The 17,306-nt window shown below is 70.3% G+C and carries 12 protein-coding genes; 5 read left to right on the forward strand and 7 right to left on the reverse strand.

Translation table 11 applies throughout. The annotated features are described in order from the left end of the window. Positions 1–6: 6 nt before the first annotated feature. Positions 7–747, forward strand: a complete 741-nt coding sequence (locus ACZ61C_RS07490; RefSeq protein WP_465303916.1) for an SDR family oxidoreductase — start codon at positions 7–9, stop codon at positions 745–747. An 8-nt stretch (positions 748–755) separates the two neighbouring features. Here ACZ61C_RS07490 and ACZ61C_RS07495 read toward each other — a convergent pair whose 3' ends face one another. The 3 genes from ACZ61C_RS07495 to ACZ61C_RS07505 are packed head-to-tail and all read right to left on the reverse strand — an operon-like array spanning position 756 to position 2,110. Continuing rightward, complete coding sequence (locus ACZ61C_RS07495; RefSeq protein WP_465303918.1) at positions 756–1,091, reverse strand: septum formation family protein; 336 nt, start codon at positions 1,089–1,091, stop codon at positions 756–758. A gap of 35 nt (positions 1,092–1,126) precedes the next feature. Then, positions 1,127–1,882 (reverse strand): CbtA family protein, encoded by a 756-nt coding sequence (locus ACZ61C_RS07500; RefSeq protein ID WP_465303920.1) that lies wholly within the window; start codon positions 1,880–1,882, stop codon positions 1,127–1,129. Positions 1,883–1,900: 18 nt separating this feature from the next. After that, positions 1,901–2,110, reverse strand: coding sequence for a CbtB domain-containing protein (locus tag ACZ61C_RS07505; protein WP_465303922.1), 210 nt, complete (start codon positions 2,108–2,110; stop codon positions 1,901–1,903). A 197-nt stretch (positions 2,111–2,307) separates the two neighbouring features. Between ACZ61C_RS07505 and ACZ61C_RS07510 the strand changes: the two genes are divergently transcribed. Next, entirely contained in the window at positions 2,308–3,201 is an 894-nt protein-coding gene (locus tag ACZ61C_RS07510) for an ROK family protein (RefSeq protein WP_465304226.1), read from the forward strand. 48 nt (positions 3,202–3,249) lie between these two features. Here the strand turns inward: ACZ61C_RS07510 and ACZ61C_RS07515 are convergent, their stop codons facing one another. Both ACZ61C_RS07515 and ACZ61C_RS07520 read right to left on the reverse strand, forming a co-directional pair. Then, positions 3,250–4,647 (reverse strand): Dyp-type peroxidase, encoded by a 1,398-nt coding sequence (locus ACZ61C_RS07515; protein WP_465303924.1) that lies wholly within the window; start codon positions 4,645–4,647, stop codon positions 3,250–3,252. Between the two features lie 193 nt (positions 4,648–4,840). Beyond that, a complete protein-coding gene (locus ACZ61C_RS07520; protein ID WP_465303926.1) occupies positions 4,841–5,470 on the reverse strand; it encodes an RICIN domain-containing protein in 630 nt (209 codons plus the stop codon). Positions 5,471–5,751: 281 nt separating this feature from the next. Between ACZ61C_RS07520 and ACZ61C_RS07525 the strand changes: the two genes are divergently transcribed. Further along, positions 5,752–6,738, forward strand: coding sequence for an ArsR/SmtB family transcription factor (locus ACZ61C_RS07525; RefSeq protein ID WP_465303928.1), 987 nt, complete (start codon positions 5,752–5,754; stop codon positions 6,736–6,738). Between the two features lie 96 nt (positions 6,739–6,834). On the opposite strand, the gene ACZ61C_RS07530 is transcribed toward ACZ61C_RS07525, so the two are convergent. Then, positions 6,835–8,286, reverse strand: coding sequence for a glutamate synthase subunit beta (locus ACZ61C_RS07530; protein WP_465303930.1), 1,452 nt, complete (start codon positions 8,284–8,286; stop codon positions 6,835–6,837). Beyond that, positions 8,279–12,850 (reverse strand): glutamate synthase large subunit, encoded by a 4,572-nt coding sequence (gltB, locus tag ACZ61C_RS07535; protein ID WP_465303932.1) that lies wholly within the window; start codon positions 12,848–12,850, stop codon positions 8,279–8,281. Before gltB ends, ACZ61C_RS07530 begins: the two co-directional genes overlap by 8 nt. 532 nt (positions 12,851–13,382) lie before the next feature. Between gltB and ACZ61C_RS07540 the strand changes: the two genes are divergently transcribed. After that, on the forward strand, positions 13,383–14,015 hold the full coding sequence (locus tag ACZ61C_RS07540) for a YigZ family protein (protein ID WP_465303934.1): 633 nt from the start codon (positions 13,383–13,385) through the stop codon (positions 14,013–14,015). Between the two features lie 462 nt (positions 14,016–14,477). Continuing rightward, entirely contained in the window at positions 14,478–17,180 is a 2,703-nt protein-coding gene (locus tag ACZ61C_RS07545; RefSeq protein WP_465303936.1) for a GH92 family glycosyl hydrolase, read from the forward strand. The last annotated feature ends 126 nt before the right edge of the window (positions 17,181–17,306 follow it).

The following is a 17,306-nucleotide window of genomic DNA, read 5'->3' on the forward strand; positions in this document are numbered from 1 at the left end:
CGTCCGATGAGCGGACTGGACAGCAAGGTCGTGGCCGTCACCGGGGCCAGCAGCGGGATCGGCGCGGCCACCGCCCGGGAGCTGGCCGCCCGGGGCGCGGCGGTCGTGCTGGGCGCCCGGCGCACCGACCGGCTCGACGAGCTGGTCCGGGAGATCCGGAGCGAGGGCGGCCGCGCGGAGACCCTGGCCGTCGACGTCACCGAGCGCGCCGACCTCGAGCGGCTGGTGGCCCTGGCCGTCGAGCGGTTCGGCCGCCTCGACGTCCTGGTGGCCAACGCCGGAGTCGCCCGGACGGCGCCGGTCGGCGACCTCGACGTCGACGACTGGGACCACATGATCGACGTCAACCTGCGCGGAGTCCTGCACGGCATCGCCGCGGCGCTCCCGGTGTTCCGCGGCCAGGGTCGCGGGCACTTCGTCACGACGGTGTCGACGTCCGGCCTGAAGATCGTGCCGACGCAGGCCGTCTACGCTGGCACCAAGAACGCCGTGCGCACCCTGCTGGAGGCGCTGCGCCAGGAGTCCACCGACGGCGCCCTGCGCACCACCTCGGTCTCACCGGGCTACGTGCGCACCGAGCTCCTCGACCACATCGACGACCCCGGGCAGCAGGCGGAGGCCCAGCAGGCCATGGCGATGCTGGGCATCGGCCCCGACGCCGTCGCGCGCGCCATCGCGTTCGCGATCGAGCAGCCCGACGACGTCGAAATCGGTGACATCACCATCCGGCCGACCCGGCAGGGCTGACCGGTGGCTCAGCGGCGCGTGCGCTGCTGGAACCCGCACACGGCCGTGCGGTTGCCGGCCGCCCAGGCGCCCTCGTCCGGCACGCAGCCGATGAGCACCAGCTCCGGCGGGATCGTGGCCATCTCGTCGAAGGTGCTGCGCAGCCGGTCCTGGCAGCTGGTGAGCGCCGCGCTTTCGGCCTTCCGCGTCCCCGGGAACGACACCTGCGGCCCGGCCATCGTGAACGACTCGAGCACCACCCCGTCGTGCTCGCCGTCGCAGGACACCTTGACGGCGTCACGACCGGGACGCGCGGTGTTGTAGCAGTCCCCGAGCTGCAGCGCGAGGAGCGGCTCGACAGGCACGGCAGTCTCAGGCACAGCGGCCGGAACCCAACGATTCAGGCGGCGACCGTGGCCTTCTTCGTCAGCGCCTTCTCGGCGAAGGCGCCGAAGGTCAGGCCCAGCACCAGCCACAACGTCACCTGGGTGCCGATCGACGCCGTCCGGAAGCTCCACAGCGTCGACGCCGGGAACTCCGCCGGCACCTCGTCGACGATCGGCATCAGCCAGGCCACCACGCCGATCACGACGAGGTAACCCGCCGCCGCGAGGAGGAAGCCGTTCCACGCGCCGAACCGGTCCGCGAGCTTGCGGCCGAACACCGTCGCCAGGATGCCGGCGAGCAGCGAGACGGCGACGAACCCGAAGTACAGCTCGGTGCGCGAGCCGATGGTGCCCGGCTGGCCCACCGCGGGCGGGTTGGCCGGGTACTTCAGGAACGGCACCAGGAACACCACGGCGAACGCGCCGGTGGTGAGCAGCAACGCCGTCACGCGCGGACGCAGGGCGCCGAGCCGGCCCTGGGCGAACGCGAAGGCGAGCGAGAGCAGGCCGCCGATCGCGACGCCGTAGACGAGGACGCCGGTGAGCAGCCCGACGGTGCTCTGGATGTCCCGGGGGACGAGCTCCTCCTCGGGCTCCTCGGCGGGTGCGGGCGCCGCGCCGGCGTCGTGGGAATGCGCGTGGCCGCCGGACTCTTCGAGCCCGATGGCGGTGTTGACCGACGGCTCACCGAAGGCGTAGGCGAACCCGAACGCGAGCACACCGGCGATCAGGCCCGCGAGCATGCCGCGGACCAGCAAGGTCTTCATCATGGGAGTACGTGCCGCCGATCAGTGGCAGGGGAAGGCCAGCAGGTGCCGGCCGTCGTGCACGAACTCGTGGACGTACATGTTCGCGAAGACCGAGGTCGCGCCCTGTTCGGCGCTCACGAAGTACAGCGCGATCAAGGCGAGGAGCACCACGAACACCGCCCACGGCACGATCTCCCGGACGGGGATGCGGATCGGGAGCGGAACGGCGGTGGTAGCCGTCTGCGACATGGGCGGGGCCTCCTCGGGCTTTCGCGGCCTCATCGGGGTCTCCACGAGGGGATCCGGGTCTGGCTTCCCCCTCGCGGGGGTCACAGTGGCGCGACCGCGCGGACTTGCACCGCGTTCCGGAATCTCCTCGTCTGGGCCGGTTGAGCGTAGGTCCGCCGTTCGGGGCGCGTCAATGTGACAATGCCGCGGTGACTCGAATGGTGGCGGCCCTCGATGTGGGCGGTACGACGATCAAGGCGGCGCTGCTCGACGAGCAGCTGCAGCCGAAGGCGGCGCTGCGGGCGGAGACGGCGCGCAGCGCGGACGGGACGGCGCTGGCCGCGCAGGTCGCGGACATCGTGGCGGCCCTGTCGGAGCAGGCGGGCACCGGGATGCCGGCGGCGGTCGGCGTGGTGGTGCCCGGGATCGTGGACGAGGAAACCCGCGTCTGCCACTTCTCGGCCAACCTCGACTGGCGCGAGGTCCCCTTCGGCGAGCTGCTCGAGGGACGGCTGGGGCTGCCGGTGGCGTTCGGGCACGACGTCACCGCGGGCGGCATCGCCGAGTTCCGCGTCGGCGCCGGGCAGGGCGCGACCAACGCGGCGTTCATCCCGGTCGGCACCGGCATCGCGGCCGCGCTGCTGCTCGACGGCCGGATCCACCGCGCCCACGGCCAGGCCGGCGAGGTCGGGCACATCGACGTCGGCCACCCGGGCAAGTGCGGTTGCGGCGCGATCGGCTGCCTGGAGGCGATCTCGTCGGCGGCCGCGATCGCCCGCCGCTACACCGAGCGCACCGGCCGCGCGGCCGACGGCGCCCGTGAGGTCGTGGACCTGGCCCGCCGCGGCGACGAGGTCGCGGTGGCGGTGGTCCAGGACGCCCTCGACGGCCTCGGCCACGGCATCCGCACCCTGCTGACCCTGCTCGGCCCGGAGGTCGTCATCCTCGGCGGCGGCCTCTTCACCGCGGCCGACTACGTGCTGGAACCGGTGCGCGAGTGGCTGGCGTCACACCTGACGTTCCAGCGGATGCCGGAGCTGCGCATCGCGAAGCTCGGCGACGAGGCCGGCCGGCTCGGCGCCGGGCTGCTGGCCTTCGACCTCCTCGACTGAGCTTCGTGAAGGCCACCGCGAGGACCTCACGGTGGCCTTCACGAAGCGTCAGAGAGCTCGCAGGAAGGCCAGTGACGGCATGAAGAAGTACTCGCCGCCGCGCACGGTCACCGACTGCGGCACCGGCTCGGCCGTGCGCTGCGCCGAGCCGCCCCATTCGACGGTGTAGTCCGACGTGCCGCGCTCGCCCTGGCCGATCACCGGGTCGAGGCCCGGCGTGACACCCTCGACGAACGGGAAGCCCGGGTTGTTCGCCCACGCCGCCTGCGTGAACTCGAACTGGTTGCCCAGCACCGAGTTGAACGCCATGAACAGGAGCCCGACCCCGCCACTGGGCCGCGCCGACGGCGGCACGTCGGCGTTCGGGTCGTCCGGGCGTTCGCCATAAGTGACGCCGCGGCGGGCCATCAGGTGCAGGCGCTCCTCGGGCAGCTGCTCGCGGCCGCCGGAGCCGCGCGGGTTCGTCTTGCGGATGTGCGCCTGGTACGGGCACTTCAGGGCGCCGAGGTCGCTGTCGTAGGTGAAGTTGTTCGACACCGGGCTTTCCGCGCCGTCCTCGCGCTGTGTCGTCAGTGGCGTGCCGTCCTCGAACCGGCCGATGATCATCGCCCCGGCGCGCTCCCGGTCGTCGCCGGTCAGGCCGAGTGTGTCGGCCAGATCCGCTTCCGCCTGCTTGAACCGCCGCACGTTCTGTTCGAGCTTCCGAAAAACGAAGTAACTGCCGAAATGGACGTCCGGATCCGGCGCCGCGGTGTCCGGCACCAGCACCTGGGAAAGGGGCGCCGACGGGTTCCACACGTTGATGCCGTCGGTGTTGTTCTTTTCCGCGTCGACGTCTTCGGCGAGGAACAACGGCTGGCTGCGGCCGTCGACGTACCCGAAGTGCTCGATTCCCTCACCCCGCGCGTTGACCCGGCCGAGGCCGGTTTCCTCGGCCGGCACCGTGACGGAGTCCGGCAGCAGCCCGAGGATCTCGTTGCGCCGCGCGGTCATCGCCTTGTCGGTGGCGTCCCCGACGAGCACGACGGCGTGGATTTCGGTGCGGTAGCCGGGATCGAACGTCGAGCGCGGCGGGTCGCCGAGCCGCTGCCGCGTCACCGGGTCCGCCATCCCGCGCAGGAACGCCTCGTCCTGCGGGAAGTTCTCGACCCCGAGAGCGCGGTAGCCGGCCGCGGTGAGCCCGGCCCCGACGTACGGCGTGCCCGCGGCGCCACCGGTCTTGAACACGCCGACCTCGGCGAGGTGGTCCTTGGCGGACTTCATCTTCCCGGTGAGCGAGACGAGGAAGGCCCGCGCCTCGGCGGCGTCCCCGAAAGCGAGGAACAGCGCGGAAAGGTGGTCGCGGACGTGGGCCTTGAGGATGTTCGGCTGCAGCTCGCCGAGCATCGTCGCGGCGTCACCGGTCGCGGTGGTCCAGTTCAGCGTGGTGGACAGATCAACACTCATTTTCGGGTCCCCTCCCGTTTAAAACCCGCCTTGCGGCGCCCCTGGTCACAGAATGCAGGGACGGGAGGAGCGCGTGCCACCCTTTCCGTCGATTCACGCGAAAGATTAAGTTGACTGCCGAACTGCCACGGAAAACGGAACGGGCCCCGCCCGGCAGCCGCCGGACGGGGCCCACGCCCCCGCGTCTAACGGATCAGAACCACCACTGGGACTTGCCACCCGCGATGAAGTCCCACAGCTGCAGCCGGGTGCCGTTGGCGCCGACCGAGCCCTCCGCGGTCAGGTGCCGCGGGCTGGCCGGGGTCTGGATCCGCAGGTAGCCCTCGGGGATCTCGGTGAGGGTCCACCACTGGTTCTTGCCGCCGGCCAGGAAGTCCCACAGCTGGACCTTGGTGCCGTTCTTGCCGATCGAGTTCAGGTCGGCGTCGAGGTACCGGCCGCTCTGGTAGTTCTGGAACCGGAAGTAGCCCTCCGGGTTCTGGGTGAGCCAGAACGCCTGGTTCGGCGCGGTGTCGTTGCAGTCCCACAGCTGCATCTTCGTGCCGTTGGCGTTGATCGTGTTCAGGTCGGCGTCCCAGCACCGGCCGAAGGCGGCCGACTCCAGGATGTAGGGACCCGGGTCGATCGGGTCGGCGGCGGCGGTCCGGTTGGTGGAGCGCTGCTTCGCCTGCCCGGCGACCTTCGACGGGCGCAGCTTGAGCTCGCCGATCGACGTGATCTTCACGTCCCCCTTGCCGTCGGCCGGCGCCGCACCGGCCTGCGGCACGGCGACCAGGCCCAGCAGGCCCGCCGCCGCGGCGACCGTCACCATCAGTCGCTTCATCTTCGTCATCGTTCCCCTTTTCGGCATCAACGGTGTACCTGAAGACGAAGGAAAAGGGCAGGCCGCGGCGGGCCCCGGGCCCTGACGGACCCGGCGCTCGGTCGTGCCGGCGAATCCCCCTCGTCGAGACCGCGAACCCCCGAAAGCGGTCTCTGAAGCCATCATTCAGTGCCGGTCCATCCCCGTCGAGAAGATTTCCCGGAGGGGCAAAAACGCAGGTCAGACGTGTAACGGAACGTGATCTCGGGCCGATGGAGGGGCAGGAGACCCGGGGGGCCCGCGTGCGCATCGAGCTGACGTTGCAGGACCTCGTCCGCGTCGGGCTCGCGGCCGCCGCCGACCCGATGGCGGAGCTCGCCGCGAGCCTGCAGGTCCTGCAGCGCCGCGACGGCGGCCGGAACGCGGCTTCGACGGCGTTCAACCGCTGGCGGTACCGCGTGTGGCAGGGCCTGCCGGAGTCGGCGTCGGTGCTGATGTGGCTCTGCCGCCCGGACGCGCCGGTCCCTGAGTTCCTGCTGCCCGCCGCGGGGCGCTACGACCTGGAGTCCGGGCTCGCGGCGGTGCTGAAGACGGAACCGGTGAGCCTCAAGACGGCGTTGCGCACCGCGCCGGCCGACCGCGACCTGCCGGCGTGGGCGGCCGCGCTCGCCGACGGCGACCCCGCGGGCCTCCCGCGACTGGTCCAGGCCATGCAGGACTACCACGACCTGGCGCTGGCCCCGGGCTGGGACGTGGTGTGCGCCCAGGTCGACGCCGACCTCGGCATGCGCACGCAGCTGCTGCTCCACGGCGGCGTCGACGCGCTCCTGACCGGCCTGCGCCCGAAGGTCCGCTGGGCGGCGCCGGTCCTGGAGACCGACGACCGGGTGGCCGAGACGCTGCCTTCGGAGGGCACGGGTCTGCTGCTGGTGCCGACGTACTTCTCGGTGTGCCCGGCCCTGATCCCCGCGGCGCCGGGCGGGACGCCGCGGTTGCACTACCCGTGCGTCCGCCAGGCCGCGCACTCGGCGGGGATCGACCGCGCGACCCGCAAATCACCGGGCAACGCGCTGGCGGACCTCCTGGGCCCGACCCGCGCGGCGGCGCTAATGGTCCTGGCGGTGGGGTGTTCGACGTCCGAGCTGGCGGCCCGGCTCGGCGTGACGCCGTCGGCGGTCAGCAAGCACACGACGGTGCTGCGGCGCGCGGGGCTGATCATCACGCACCGGGAGCGGAACACGGTGCTGCACTCGCTGACGCCGCTGGGAAGCGCTCTCCTGGACAGCTGAACCAGAGCGCCCCAATGTGGCCTTGGGTGCGTTCAACGCACCCAAGGCGGCCTTCGTTGCGTTCAACGCACCGAAGGCCACATTGGGGCGCTGGGGTCAGGCGATCGGCCGGTCCGTCGGCGCGATCGGCCGGGGCAGGAAGTCGCGTCCGGTCAGGTAGGCGTCGACGCCGGCCGCGGCGCTGCGGCCCTCCGCGATCGCCCAGACGATCAGGGACTGGCCGCGGCCCATGTCGCCGGCCACGAACACGCTGTCCAGGCTCGTCTTGAACGCCTTGTCGCGGGCGACGTTGCCGCGCGGGTCCAGCTCGACGCCGAGGTCCTCGACCAGGCCCTTCTTCTGCGGTCCGAGGAAGCCCATCGCCAGCAGGACGAGCTGCGCCGGCAGCTCCTTCTCGGAACCGGGAACCGGGACGAACTTGCCGCCCTCGTTGCGCACCTCGACCAGCTTCAGCGCCCGGACACGCCCATCCGAGTCGCCCAGGAACTCCTGCGTGTTCACCGCGTACATCCGCTCGCCGCCCTCTTCGTGCGCCGAGGACACCCGGTAGATCATCGGGTAGGTCGGCCACGGGTGGGTGTCCGAACGGGACTCCGGCGGCTTCGGCATGATCTCCAGCTGCGTCACCGAACGCGCGCCCTGGCGGTGCGACGTCCCGACGCAGTCCGCGCCGGTGTCGCCGCCGCCGATCACGACGACGTCCAAGCCGGAAGCGTCGAACGGCGACGCGTCGAGGTCACCCGAAGCGACCCGGTTCGCCGGCGGGAGGAACTCCATCGCCTGGTGGATGCCGTCCAGCTCGCGGCCGGGGATCGGCAGGTCGCGCCAGTCGGTCGCGCCGCCGGCCAGCACCACGGCGTCGTACGACGACCGCAGCTCGTCGGCCGAGACGTCCACGCCGACGTTCACCGAGGTCCGGAACTCCGTGCCCTCCGCGCGCATCTGGTCGAGGCGCCGGTCGAGCCGCTGCTTCTCCATCTTGAACTCGGGGATGCCGTAGCGCAGCAGCCCGCCGATCTTGTCGGCCCGCTCGAGGACCACGACGCTGTGGCCCGCGCGCGTGAGCTGCTGCGCCGCGGCGAGTCCCGACGGGCCGGAGCCCACGACCGCGACCTTCTTGCCGGTGCGGGCGGACGGCGGCTGCGGGGTCACCCAGCCCTCTTCGAAGGCGCGGTCGACGATGGAGATCTCGACGCGCTTGATCGTCACCGGGTCGTCGTTGATGCCGAGCACGCACGCGGTCTCGCACGGCGCCGGGCACAGCGTGCCGGTGAACTCCGGGAAGTTGTTGGTCGCGTGCAGCCGGTCGATGGCCTGCTGCCAGTCTTCCCGCCACACCAGCGTGTTCCACTCGGGGATGAGGTTCCCGAGCGGGCAGCCCTGGTGGCAGAACGGGATGCCGCAGTCCATGCAGCGGCCGGCCTGCTTCTCCAGCTTCGTGGTCGCGAAGTCTTCGTAGACCTCACGCCAGTCCATCAGCCGGAGGTCGACCGGACGGCGCTTCGGCTCTTCGCGGGTGGTGGTCAGAAAGCCCTTGGGGTCAGCCATGTGCGGCCTCCATGATCGCCTCGTTCACGTCGCGCCCGTCGCGTTCGGCCTGCACCTGGGCGGCGAGCACGCGCTTGTAGTCCTTCGGCATGACCTTCCCGAAGCGGTCGACACCCGCGTCCCAGTCGGCCAGCAGCTCCCGCGCGACGGCGGACTCCGTTTCGTCGTAGTGCTTTTCGAGCGTCTCGCGGAGGAAGTCCGCGTCCTCGGAGTCGAGCGGGTCGATGTCGACCATCTCCGGGTTGACGCGGTGCGCGGGCAGGTCGAGCACGTAGGCGACGCCGCCGGACATGCCGGCCGCGAAGTTGCGCCCGACCGGCCCGAGCACGACCATCCGGCCGCCGGTCATGTACTCGCCGCCGTGGTCGCCGACGCCTTCGACGACGGCCAGCGCGCCCGAGTTGCGCACGCAGAACCGCTCGCCGACCTTGCCGCGGATGAAGATCTCGCCGCTCGTCGCGCCGTAGGCGATCACGTTGCCGGCGATGATGTGGTCCTCGGCGGCGATCCGCGCGTCCTTCGACGGGCGCACGATCAGCCGGCCACCGGAGAGGCCCTTGCCGACGTAGTCGTTGCCGTCGCCGTAGAGCCGCAGCGTGATGCCCTTCGGCACGAACGCGCCGAACGACTGGCCCGCGGTCCCGGTGAAGGTGACGTCGATGGTGTCGTCGGGCAGGCCTTCGCCGCCCCACTTCTTCGTCAGCTCGGACCCGAGCATCGTGCCGACGGTCCGGTTCACGTTGCGCACCGGCAGTTCCAGCCGCACCTTGTCACCGGAGTTCAACGCGCCCTCGGCCAGCTGGATCAAGGTGTTGTCGAGCGCCTTCTCGAGCCCGTGGTCCTGCTGCGTCTGCTGCAACCGCAGGCCCGCCGGGGCCATCTCGGGCACGTGGAAGATCGGCGACAGGTCGAGCCCGGCCGCCTTCCAGTGGTCGACGGCCTTGCGCTTGTCGAGGAACTCGGCGTGGCCCACGGCCTCGGCGATCGACCGGAAACCCAGCTCCGCCAGGTACTCGCGCACTTCCTGGGCGATGAACTCGAAGAAGTTGACGACGTACTCGGCCTTGCCGCTGAACTTCTCGCGCAGCTTCGGGTTCTGCGTCGCGACGCCGACCGGGCACGTGTCGAGGTGGCAGACGCGCATCATGATGCAGCCGGACACCACCAGCGGCGCGGTCGCGAAGCCGAACTCCTCGGCGCCGAGCAGGGCGGCGACGATGACGTCGCGGCCGGTCTTGAGCTGGCCGTCGGTCTGCACCACGATCCGGTCGCGCAGCCGGTTGGCCAGCAGCGTCTGCTGCGTCTCGGCCAGGCCCAGCTCCCACGGCCCACCGGCGTGCTTGATGGACGACAGCGGCGAAGCGCCCGTTCCGCCGTCGTGACCCGAGATGAGCACGACGTCCGCGTGCGCCTTGGACACGCCCGCGGCGACCGTGCCGACGCCGACCTCGGACACGAGCTTCACGTGGATGCGCGCGCGGGGGTTGGCGTTCTTCAGGTCGTGGATCAGCTGGGCGAGGTCCTCGATCGAGTAGATGTCGTGGTGCGGCGGCGGCGAGATGAGGCCGACGCCCGGCGTCGAGAACCGCGTCTTCGCGATCCACGGGTAGACCTTCGCGCCGGGCAGCTGCCCACCCTCGCCGGGCTTCGCGCCCTGCGCCATCTTGATCTGGATGTCGTCGGCGTTGACGAGGTACTCGCTCGTGACGCCGAAGCGGCCCGACGCGACCTGTTTCACGGCACTGCGCCGCTCCGGGTCGTACAGGCGCTCCGCGTCTTCGCCGCCCTCACCGGTGTTGGACTTCCCGCCGAGGCGGTTCATCGCGATGGCGAGGGTCTGGTGCATCTCCATCGAGATCGAGCCGTAGGAGATCGCGCCGGTGGCGAACCGCTTGACGATCTCGGAGACCGGTTCGACCTCGTCGATCGGCACCGGCGCGCGCTTGCCGTACTTGAAGTCGAACAGCCCGCGCAGCGTCAGCAGCTTCTCGGCCTGGTCGTCGACGGCCTTCGTGTACTCCTTGAAGACCTCGTACTTCCCGGAGCGCGTGGAGTGCTGGAGCTTGAACACCGTCTGCGGGTTGAACAGGTGCGGCTCGCCTTCGCGGCGCCACTGGTAGTCCGCGCCGGTCTCGAGCTCGCGGTGCGTGGCGCGGACGCCGTCGGCCGGGAACGCGTACTTGTGCCGCTTCGCGACTTCGTCGGCCAGGGTCTCGAAGCCGACTCCGCCGAGGCGGGACGTCGTGCCGGTGAAGCAGTTCTCGACGACGTCTTCCCCGAGCCCGACGGCCTCGAAGATCTGCGCGCCGGTGTAGGACGCGACGGTCGAGACGCCCATCTTGGACATCGTCTTCCGGACACCCTTGCCGAGCGCCTTGATCAGGTTGTGCGTCGCTTCCTTCGGCGTGACACCCGGGATCAGGCCCTGGTGGGCCATCTCCTCGACAGTCGCCATCGCCAGGTACGGGTTCACCGCGGCGACGCCGTAACCGATGAGCAGCGCGATGTGGTGCACCTCGCGCGCGTCGCCGGCCTCGACGATGAGGCCGACCTGCGTGCGCGTCTTCTCGCGGACGAGGTGGTGGTGCACCGCGCCGGTCAGCAGCAACGAGGGGATCGGCGCGTGGTCCTCGTCGACCCCGCGGTCGGACAGCACGATCAGCCGCGCGCCGTCCTCGATCGCCTCCGACACCTCGGCGCGGATCTCGTCGAGGCGCTGGATCAGTGCCTCACCGCCGCCGTGGACGTTGTAGCGGCCGAGCACGGTGACGGCCTGGAACTCCGGCAGGTCGCCGTCGTCGTTGACGTGCACCAGCTTGGCGAGCTGGTCGTTGTCGAGCACCGGGAACGGCAGGGTGATCCGGCGGCAGGACGCCGCGTTGCCGACGAGCAGGTTCGGCTCGGCGCCGATCTGCGTGCCGAGCGCGGTGACGAGCTCCTCGCGGATCGCGTCCAGCGGCGGGTTCGTGACCTGCGCGAACAGCTGGATGAAGTAGTCGAAGAGCAGCCGCGGGCGGCTCGAGAGCGTCGCGAGCGGCGAGTCGTTGCCCATCGAGCCGATCGGCTCCGCGCCGGTGCGGGCCATCGGCTCGAGGATGGCTTCGAGCTCTTCCTCGGTGTAGCCGAACGCCTGCTGGCGGCGCACGAGCGCGGCGTGCAGCGGCACCTCGCGGTCACGCTCCGGCAGGTCCTCCAGGTGCACCAGGCCGGCCTCGACCCACTCGTCGTACGGGTGCTCGGTGGCCAGCTCGGTCTTGATCTCCTCGTCCTCGACGATCCGGCCCTCGATGGTGTCCACGAGGAACATCCGGCCGGGCTCGAGACGTCCCTTGCGGACGATCGTCGCCGGGTCGATGTCGAGCACGCCGACCTCGGAGGCCAGCACGACGAGCCCGTCGTCGGTCACCCAGTAGCGGCCGGGGCGCAGGCCGTTGCGGTCGAGCACCGCGCCGATCTGGCTGCCGTCGGTGAACGCGACGAGCGCCGGGCCGTCCCACGGCTCCATCAGCGTCGAGTGGAACTCGTAGAACGCGCGTCGCGCCGGGTCCATCTCCTGGTGGTTCTCCCAGGCCTCCGGGATCATCATCAGGACGGCGTGGGGCAGCGGGCGGCCGCCGAGGTGGAGCAGCTCCAGGACCTCGTCGAAGGACGCCGAGTCGCTGGCGCCGCGCGTGATCACCGGGTAGATCCGCTTGAGGTCACCCGGGACCAGGTCGGTCTCGAGCAACGCCTCGCGGGCGTCCATCCAGTTGCGGTTGCCGCGCAGGGTGTTGATCTCGCCGTTGTGCGCGACGTACCGGTACGGGTGCGCCAGCGGCCACGACGGGAAGGTGTTGGTGGAGAAGCGGGAGTGCACCAGGCCGATGGCGCTGGTGACGCGCTCGTCGGTCAGGTCGGCGAAGAACCGCTCGACCTGGGGCTCGGTGAGCATTCCCTTGTAGACGATCGTGCGCGAGGACAGCGACGGGAAGTACACGTCGTCGTCGACGAGCTCGTGCTCCGCGCGCTTGCGGACGCAGAACGCGCTGCGCTCGATGTGCAGCGGGTCCGAATGCTCCGGCTTCGGGCGGCGTGCGGCGAGGAACAGCTGCGTGAAGTGCGGCATGGTCTCGGCCGCGGTCGGCCCGCAGTGCTCGGTGTGCACCGGCAGCTCGCGCCAGCCGAGCACCCGCATGTCCTCTTCGGCGGCGATGCGCTCGATGGTCGTCATCGCCCGGCCGCGGCGCTTTTCGTCCTGCGGCAGGAAAGCCGTGCCGACGGCGTAGGTGCCCGGCTCGGGCAGCTCGAAGTCCACGACCTCGCGGTAGAACTCGTCGGGGACCTGGATCAGCAGCCCGGCGCCGTCGCCGGTGTCCGGTTCGGCGCCCCGCGCCCCGCGATGTTCCAGGTTGCGCAACGCGACCAGGGCTTTCGCGACGATCGCGTGGTCTCGTCGGCCGGTCAGATCGGCGACGAAGGCGACCCCGCAGGCGTCGTGTTCGTATTCGCTGCGGTAAAGGCCCTGGGCCTCGGCGTTGCTGAGCTGCTCCCCGGACGGGGGCAGGGAACTGGCACGGTGGGTCACGGCTGGCCGCCTCCCAAGGCGTTGGCGCGACCGGTACTCACTCCATCAGGTGGTTCGAGCTGAACCGGTTAACGAAGTGGTCCGGTACCGCGATGGTCAGTCGAGAACAGTTGCTGTGTTCGCGTTGGTTTTGTGCACGATGCCGCGTGGTATCAGCCGGGCGGCGAGCCCGGACGCGAGTCATCTGGGAGGCCGCACAACGCTGGGCAGCCGAACATGTCGGTCCTGCGAGCGCGCACAGGCGGACCACTGTGGTGGGGGTCAGCCGCAGCGCGCGGTGTTACTCCCGGGTTCGCCGGGTCTTATGACGATAGTGTGAATTCGCTGTTATCGACATACGTCGTTGGCCCCGGGTGGGAAATGCCACGCTTGCGTTGACGGCTCCCAGGGTAGTCCCATATGCCGGGCTGGCCCTCCCACGTGCCGACCGTTTATGGTTCTGACCTGCGAAAACGTCCGTCCGAAGTGGTCTGGGGCACGTGTCGTGAGGTCCGCAAGGGGTGAGAAGCTGGATGCATGGCGGACTCGTCCGATGACTGATCGTTATCTCTCCGTGGCTCGATCCGGGGTCCACGAGGTCGAGATCAAGCGCTCCCGGTTCCTCTGCGCGCTCGCCCCGGCGACGTCCGAAGCGGCCGCGCGCGAGTTCATCGCGGCCCGCCGGCGGGCGGAACCGGGGGCGCGGCACCACTGTCACGCGTTCGTGCTCGGCCCGGACGGGCGAACCCGGCGGTCCAGTGACGACGGTGAGCCGGCCGGCACGGCGGGCGTCCCGATGCTGGAAGTCCTCCACCGCCGTGGCCTGACGGACACGGTCGCGGTCGTGTCGCGGTACTTCGGGGGAGTGCTGCTGGGCGCGGGCGGGCTCATCCGCGCGTACGGGCAGTCCGTTTCGGACGCACTGGAAGTGGTTGGTGTACTAGAACACAGGCGTCTCAGTCTGGTGGAAGTGGCGGTGAGCTACGACCGCGCGGGCCGGCTGGAGAACGACCTGCGCGCGTCGCCGTACCTCGTGCACGGGACGCGCTTCGACGAGCTGGCCCGCTTCGAGATCGGCCTGGCGCCGGGCGAGGCCCCGGCTTTCAAGAGCTGGCTCGCGGACCTGACCAACGGCGAAGCCACCACAACGGAACTCGGCGAAACCTGGCTGGCCTCCCGCCACTGACCCGTGTCGACTCCTGTTCCTGGAGGGACGACACGATGTCCCGGGTTGGCCAACCCGGGTCCAGGTCCCGTGATCCGGGCCGTGACCCGCGTGACCGGGGCCGGATCTCGCGTGACTGGGGCCGGAACTCGCGTGATTGGAGCCGTAACTCGCGAGTTCCGCTTCCAATCACGCGAGATCCGGTGTGGATCACGCGAGATCCGGCTGGGGTCACGTGAGTTGCGGGGTGGGGTGGGTGGTCCACGGGGGTGGTGTGGTCCGGTCGGGGATCGCTTGGCGCACAACGGACTTTTGGTGCTATCGCGACCGGCCTCCGCCGTGGCACCATGTCGTGCCACCGAGTTCCGGTACCACCTCGATCGCCACGACGTTGTCGGCGCACTGTGCGTGCTGACAACGTTGTCACTCGTCCGACAACGTTGTCGCGCGGCGGAAGAAGCGTGCGACAGGGAGGAAGGTTCCATGTCCAGGCTGAAGAGACGCGCGGTGCTGCTCGCCGCGGTTCTCGTCGGGGCGGGGCTCGCCGCGCTGCCCGCCACCCCCGCCGGCGCGGCGACGCTCGCCCTCACGCAGTACGTGAATCCCTTCATCGGCACGGACAACAGCAACTCGCCGAACCCGGTGCCCGGCGGCGCCGGCGGCAGCACCTACCCGGGCGCCGCCGTGCCGTTCGGCATGGTGCAGTTCAGCCCGGACACCCCGACCGGGTCGCCGTCCGGGTACCGCTACAGCGACACCAGCATCGAAGAGTTCAGCCTCACCCACTTCAACGGCGCGGGCTGCCCCAACAACGAAGACCTCGGCCTGCTGCCGATCACCGGCGCGATCGGGACGTCGCCGGGCACCGGCTGGACCGGGTACGCCGGGCGCTACACGAAGGCCAACGAGTCGGCCGCGCCCGGTTACTACAAGAACAAGCTCGACAACTACAACACCACCGTCGAACTGTCCGCCACGAAGCGGTCCGGGTCGATGAAGCTGACCTACCCGAACACGACGTCCGCGCGGCTGCTCGTCAACCCCGGCCGCAGCGCGACCGGCAACCGCAGCGGATCCGTCAGCATCAGCGGCAGCCAGCTCACCGGTTCGGCGACCGGCGGCGGCTTCTGCGGTTCGTCGAAGACCTACCAGATCTTCTACGTCATCCAGTTCGACCGCGCGCCCAGCGGGTTCGGCACCTGGCTCGGCGGCACGGTCAACGCGGGGTCCGCGAGCACCAACGGGACGAACGCCGGCGGCTACGTCACCTTCGACACTTCGAGCAACACCACGGTGCAGGCGAAGATCGGCATCTCGTTCGTCAGCCTGGCCAACGCGCAGGCGAACCTCGCCGCCGAGCAACCCGGTTTCGACTTCGCCGGGACGCGCGCCGCGGCCGACACGAGCTGGAACACCATCCTCAACCGCGTCCAGGTGGGCAGCGGGACGGCTTCGGACCTCCAGAAGTTCTACACGGCGCTCTACCACGTCTTCCAGAACCCGAACATCGCCAGCGACACGAACGGCCAGTACCGCGGGTTCGACCAGGCGATCCACACCGCGTCGCACACGGTCTACCAGAACTACTCCGGCTGGGACATCTACCGCTCGTGGGCGGCGCTGATCGGGCTCGTCGCGCCCAGCGAAGCCGGCGACATCGCCAAGTCGATGGTGCTGGACGGCCAGCAGGGCGGGTTGCTGCCCAAGTGGTCGCACAACAACAACGAGCACTTCGTGATGACCGGCGACCCCGGCCCGATCGTCGTCGGCAGCATGTACGCCTTCGGTGTCCGCGGCTTCGACACCGCGGCCGCGCTCACCTTGATGGACAAGAGCTCCAACGGCGGCACCGCGCAGGGCCAGGCGATCCGCGGGCGCCAGTCCGGGTACACCAGCCGGCACTACATCACCGAAGACCCGTCGGACTCGCTCGAGTACTCGGCGTCGGACTTCGCGGTGGCACAGTTCGCGAAGTCGGTTGGTGACACGGCGAAGTACAACACCTACATGCAGCGTGCCCAGTGGTGGCAGAACGTGTTCGGCACCGACTCCGGGTACATCCAGCCGCGCGGCAGCACCGGCACGTGGGCCTGGCCGGTCGTGCCGTCGAGCAACAGCGGGTACACCGAGGGCAACCCGTCGCAGTACACGTGGATGGTGCCCTACAACTACCAGGGCCTGATCAACCTGATGGGCGGGCGCAAGACCGCCGTCCAGCGGCTCGACCACCACTTCACCCAGCTCAACGGCGGCCTCACGCAGCCGTACTTCTACATCGGCAACGAGCCCGAGCACGGCGTGCCGTGGGCGTACAACTACGCCGCCTACCCGCAGGGCACCAGCTCCGCGGTGCGGCGCGTGATGAACGAGTCGTTCACCACCGGCGCGGGCGGCCTGCCCGGCAACGACGACCTCGGCGCGACGTCGGCGTGGTACGTCTTCGCCGCGCTGGGCATGTACCCGGCGACGCCGGGCGCGGACGTCCTGGCGCTGCACGGCCCGCTGTTCTCGTCGGTCTCGATCATCCGCCCGAGCGGCACGATCCAGATCACCGGCACCGGCGCGGGGCAGGGTTCGCAGTACGTGCAGAGCCTCAGCGTCAACGGGACCGCGACGACCAAGTCGTGGATCCGCTACGGCGACATCGCGGGCGCGGCGACGCTGAACTACACGATGGGCTCGTCGCCGAGCGCGTGGGGCACGAACGTGGCGGACGTCCCGCCGTCGTACAACGACGGGTTCACCCCGCCGCCCGCCGCGCCGGAGCTCGGCACGAACCTGGCGCAGGGCAAGGCGGCCACCGGCTCGGCGGCGTGCGCGTCGTCCGAGGGCGCGGCCAACGCCGTGGACGGCAGCCTGGCGAACAACAGCAAGTTCTGCAGCACCGCCGTTACGAAGTTCCTGCAGGTCGACCTCGGGTCGGCGCAGAACGTGTCGTCGTTCGTGGTCAAGCACGCCGGACTCGGCGGTGAGACCACGGGCTGGAACACCGGCGCCTTCACGATTCAGACGTCGACCGACGGCTCGAACTGGACGACGGTCGCTTCCGTGAGCGGTTCCCGGGCCAGCCGCACGTACCACCCGATCACGACCCGGTCGGCCCGGTACGTGAAGCTGAACCTGACCACCCCGGCCAACGACGGCAACGGCGCGGCCCGGATCTACGAGTTCGAGGTCTACCGCTGACCAACCCGTCGTGGGGGGGGGGGGGGGGGGGGGGAGGGAGTGGCCCCCCCGCACCCGCGAATGGCGCCTTGTGGGTGGGGGGGGTGTGGAACCCGTCGTTCTTTGTTCCCCGCGCAGGTGCCGCTT

The sequence above is a fragment of the Amycolatopsis sp. NPDC104587 genome (assembly GCF_055583645.1).

What these genes read in the sequence shown, in the direction of transcription:
- ACZ61C_RS07490 (WP_465303916.1), top strand. Translation starts at nt 7, where the DNA reads ATGAGCGGACTGGACAGCAAGGTCGTGGCCGTCACCGGGGCCAGCAGC.
- ACZ61C_RS07500 (WP_465303920.1), bottom strand. Translation starts at nt 1,882, where the DNA reads ATGATGAAGACCTTGCTGGTCCGCGGCATGCTCGCGGGCCTGATCGCC.
- ACZ61C_RS07505 (WP_465303922.1), bottom strand. Translation starts at nt 2,110, where the DNA reads ATGTCGCAGACGGCTACCACCGCCGTTCCGCTCCCGATCCGCATCCCC.
- ACZ61C_RS07510 (WP_465304226.1), top strand. Translation starts at nt 2,308, where the DNA reads ATGGTGGCGGCCCTCGATGTGGGCGGTACGACGATCAAGGCGGCGCTG.
- ACZ61C_RS07515 (WP_465303924.1), bottom strand. Translation starts at nt 4,647, where the DNA reads ATGAGTGTTGATCTGTCCACCACGCTGAACTGGACCACCGCGACCGGT.
- ACZ61C_RS07520 (WP_465303926.1), bottom strand. Translation starts at nt 5,470, where the DNA reads ATGAAGCGACTGATGGTGACGGTCGCCGCGGCGGCGGGCCTGCTGGGC.
- ACZ61C_RS07530 (WP_465303930.1), bottom strand. Translation starts at nt 8,286, where the DNA reads ATGGCTGACCCCAAGGGCTTTCTGACCACCACCCGCGAAGAGCCGAAG.
- ACZ61C_RS07540 (WP_465303934.1), top strand. Translation starts at nt 13,383, where the DNA reads ATGACTGATCGTTATCTCTCCGTGGCTCGATCCGGGGTCCACGAGGTC.
- ACZ61C_RS07545 (WP_465303936.1), top strand. Translation starts at nt 14,478, where the DNA reads ATGTCCAGGCTGAAGAGACGCGCGGTGCTGCTCGCCGCGGTTCTCGTC.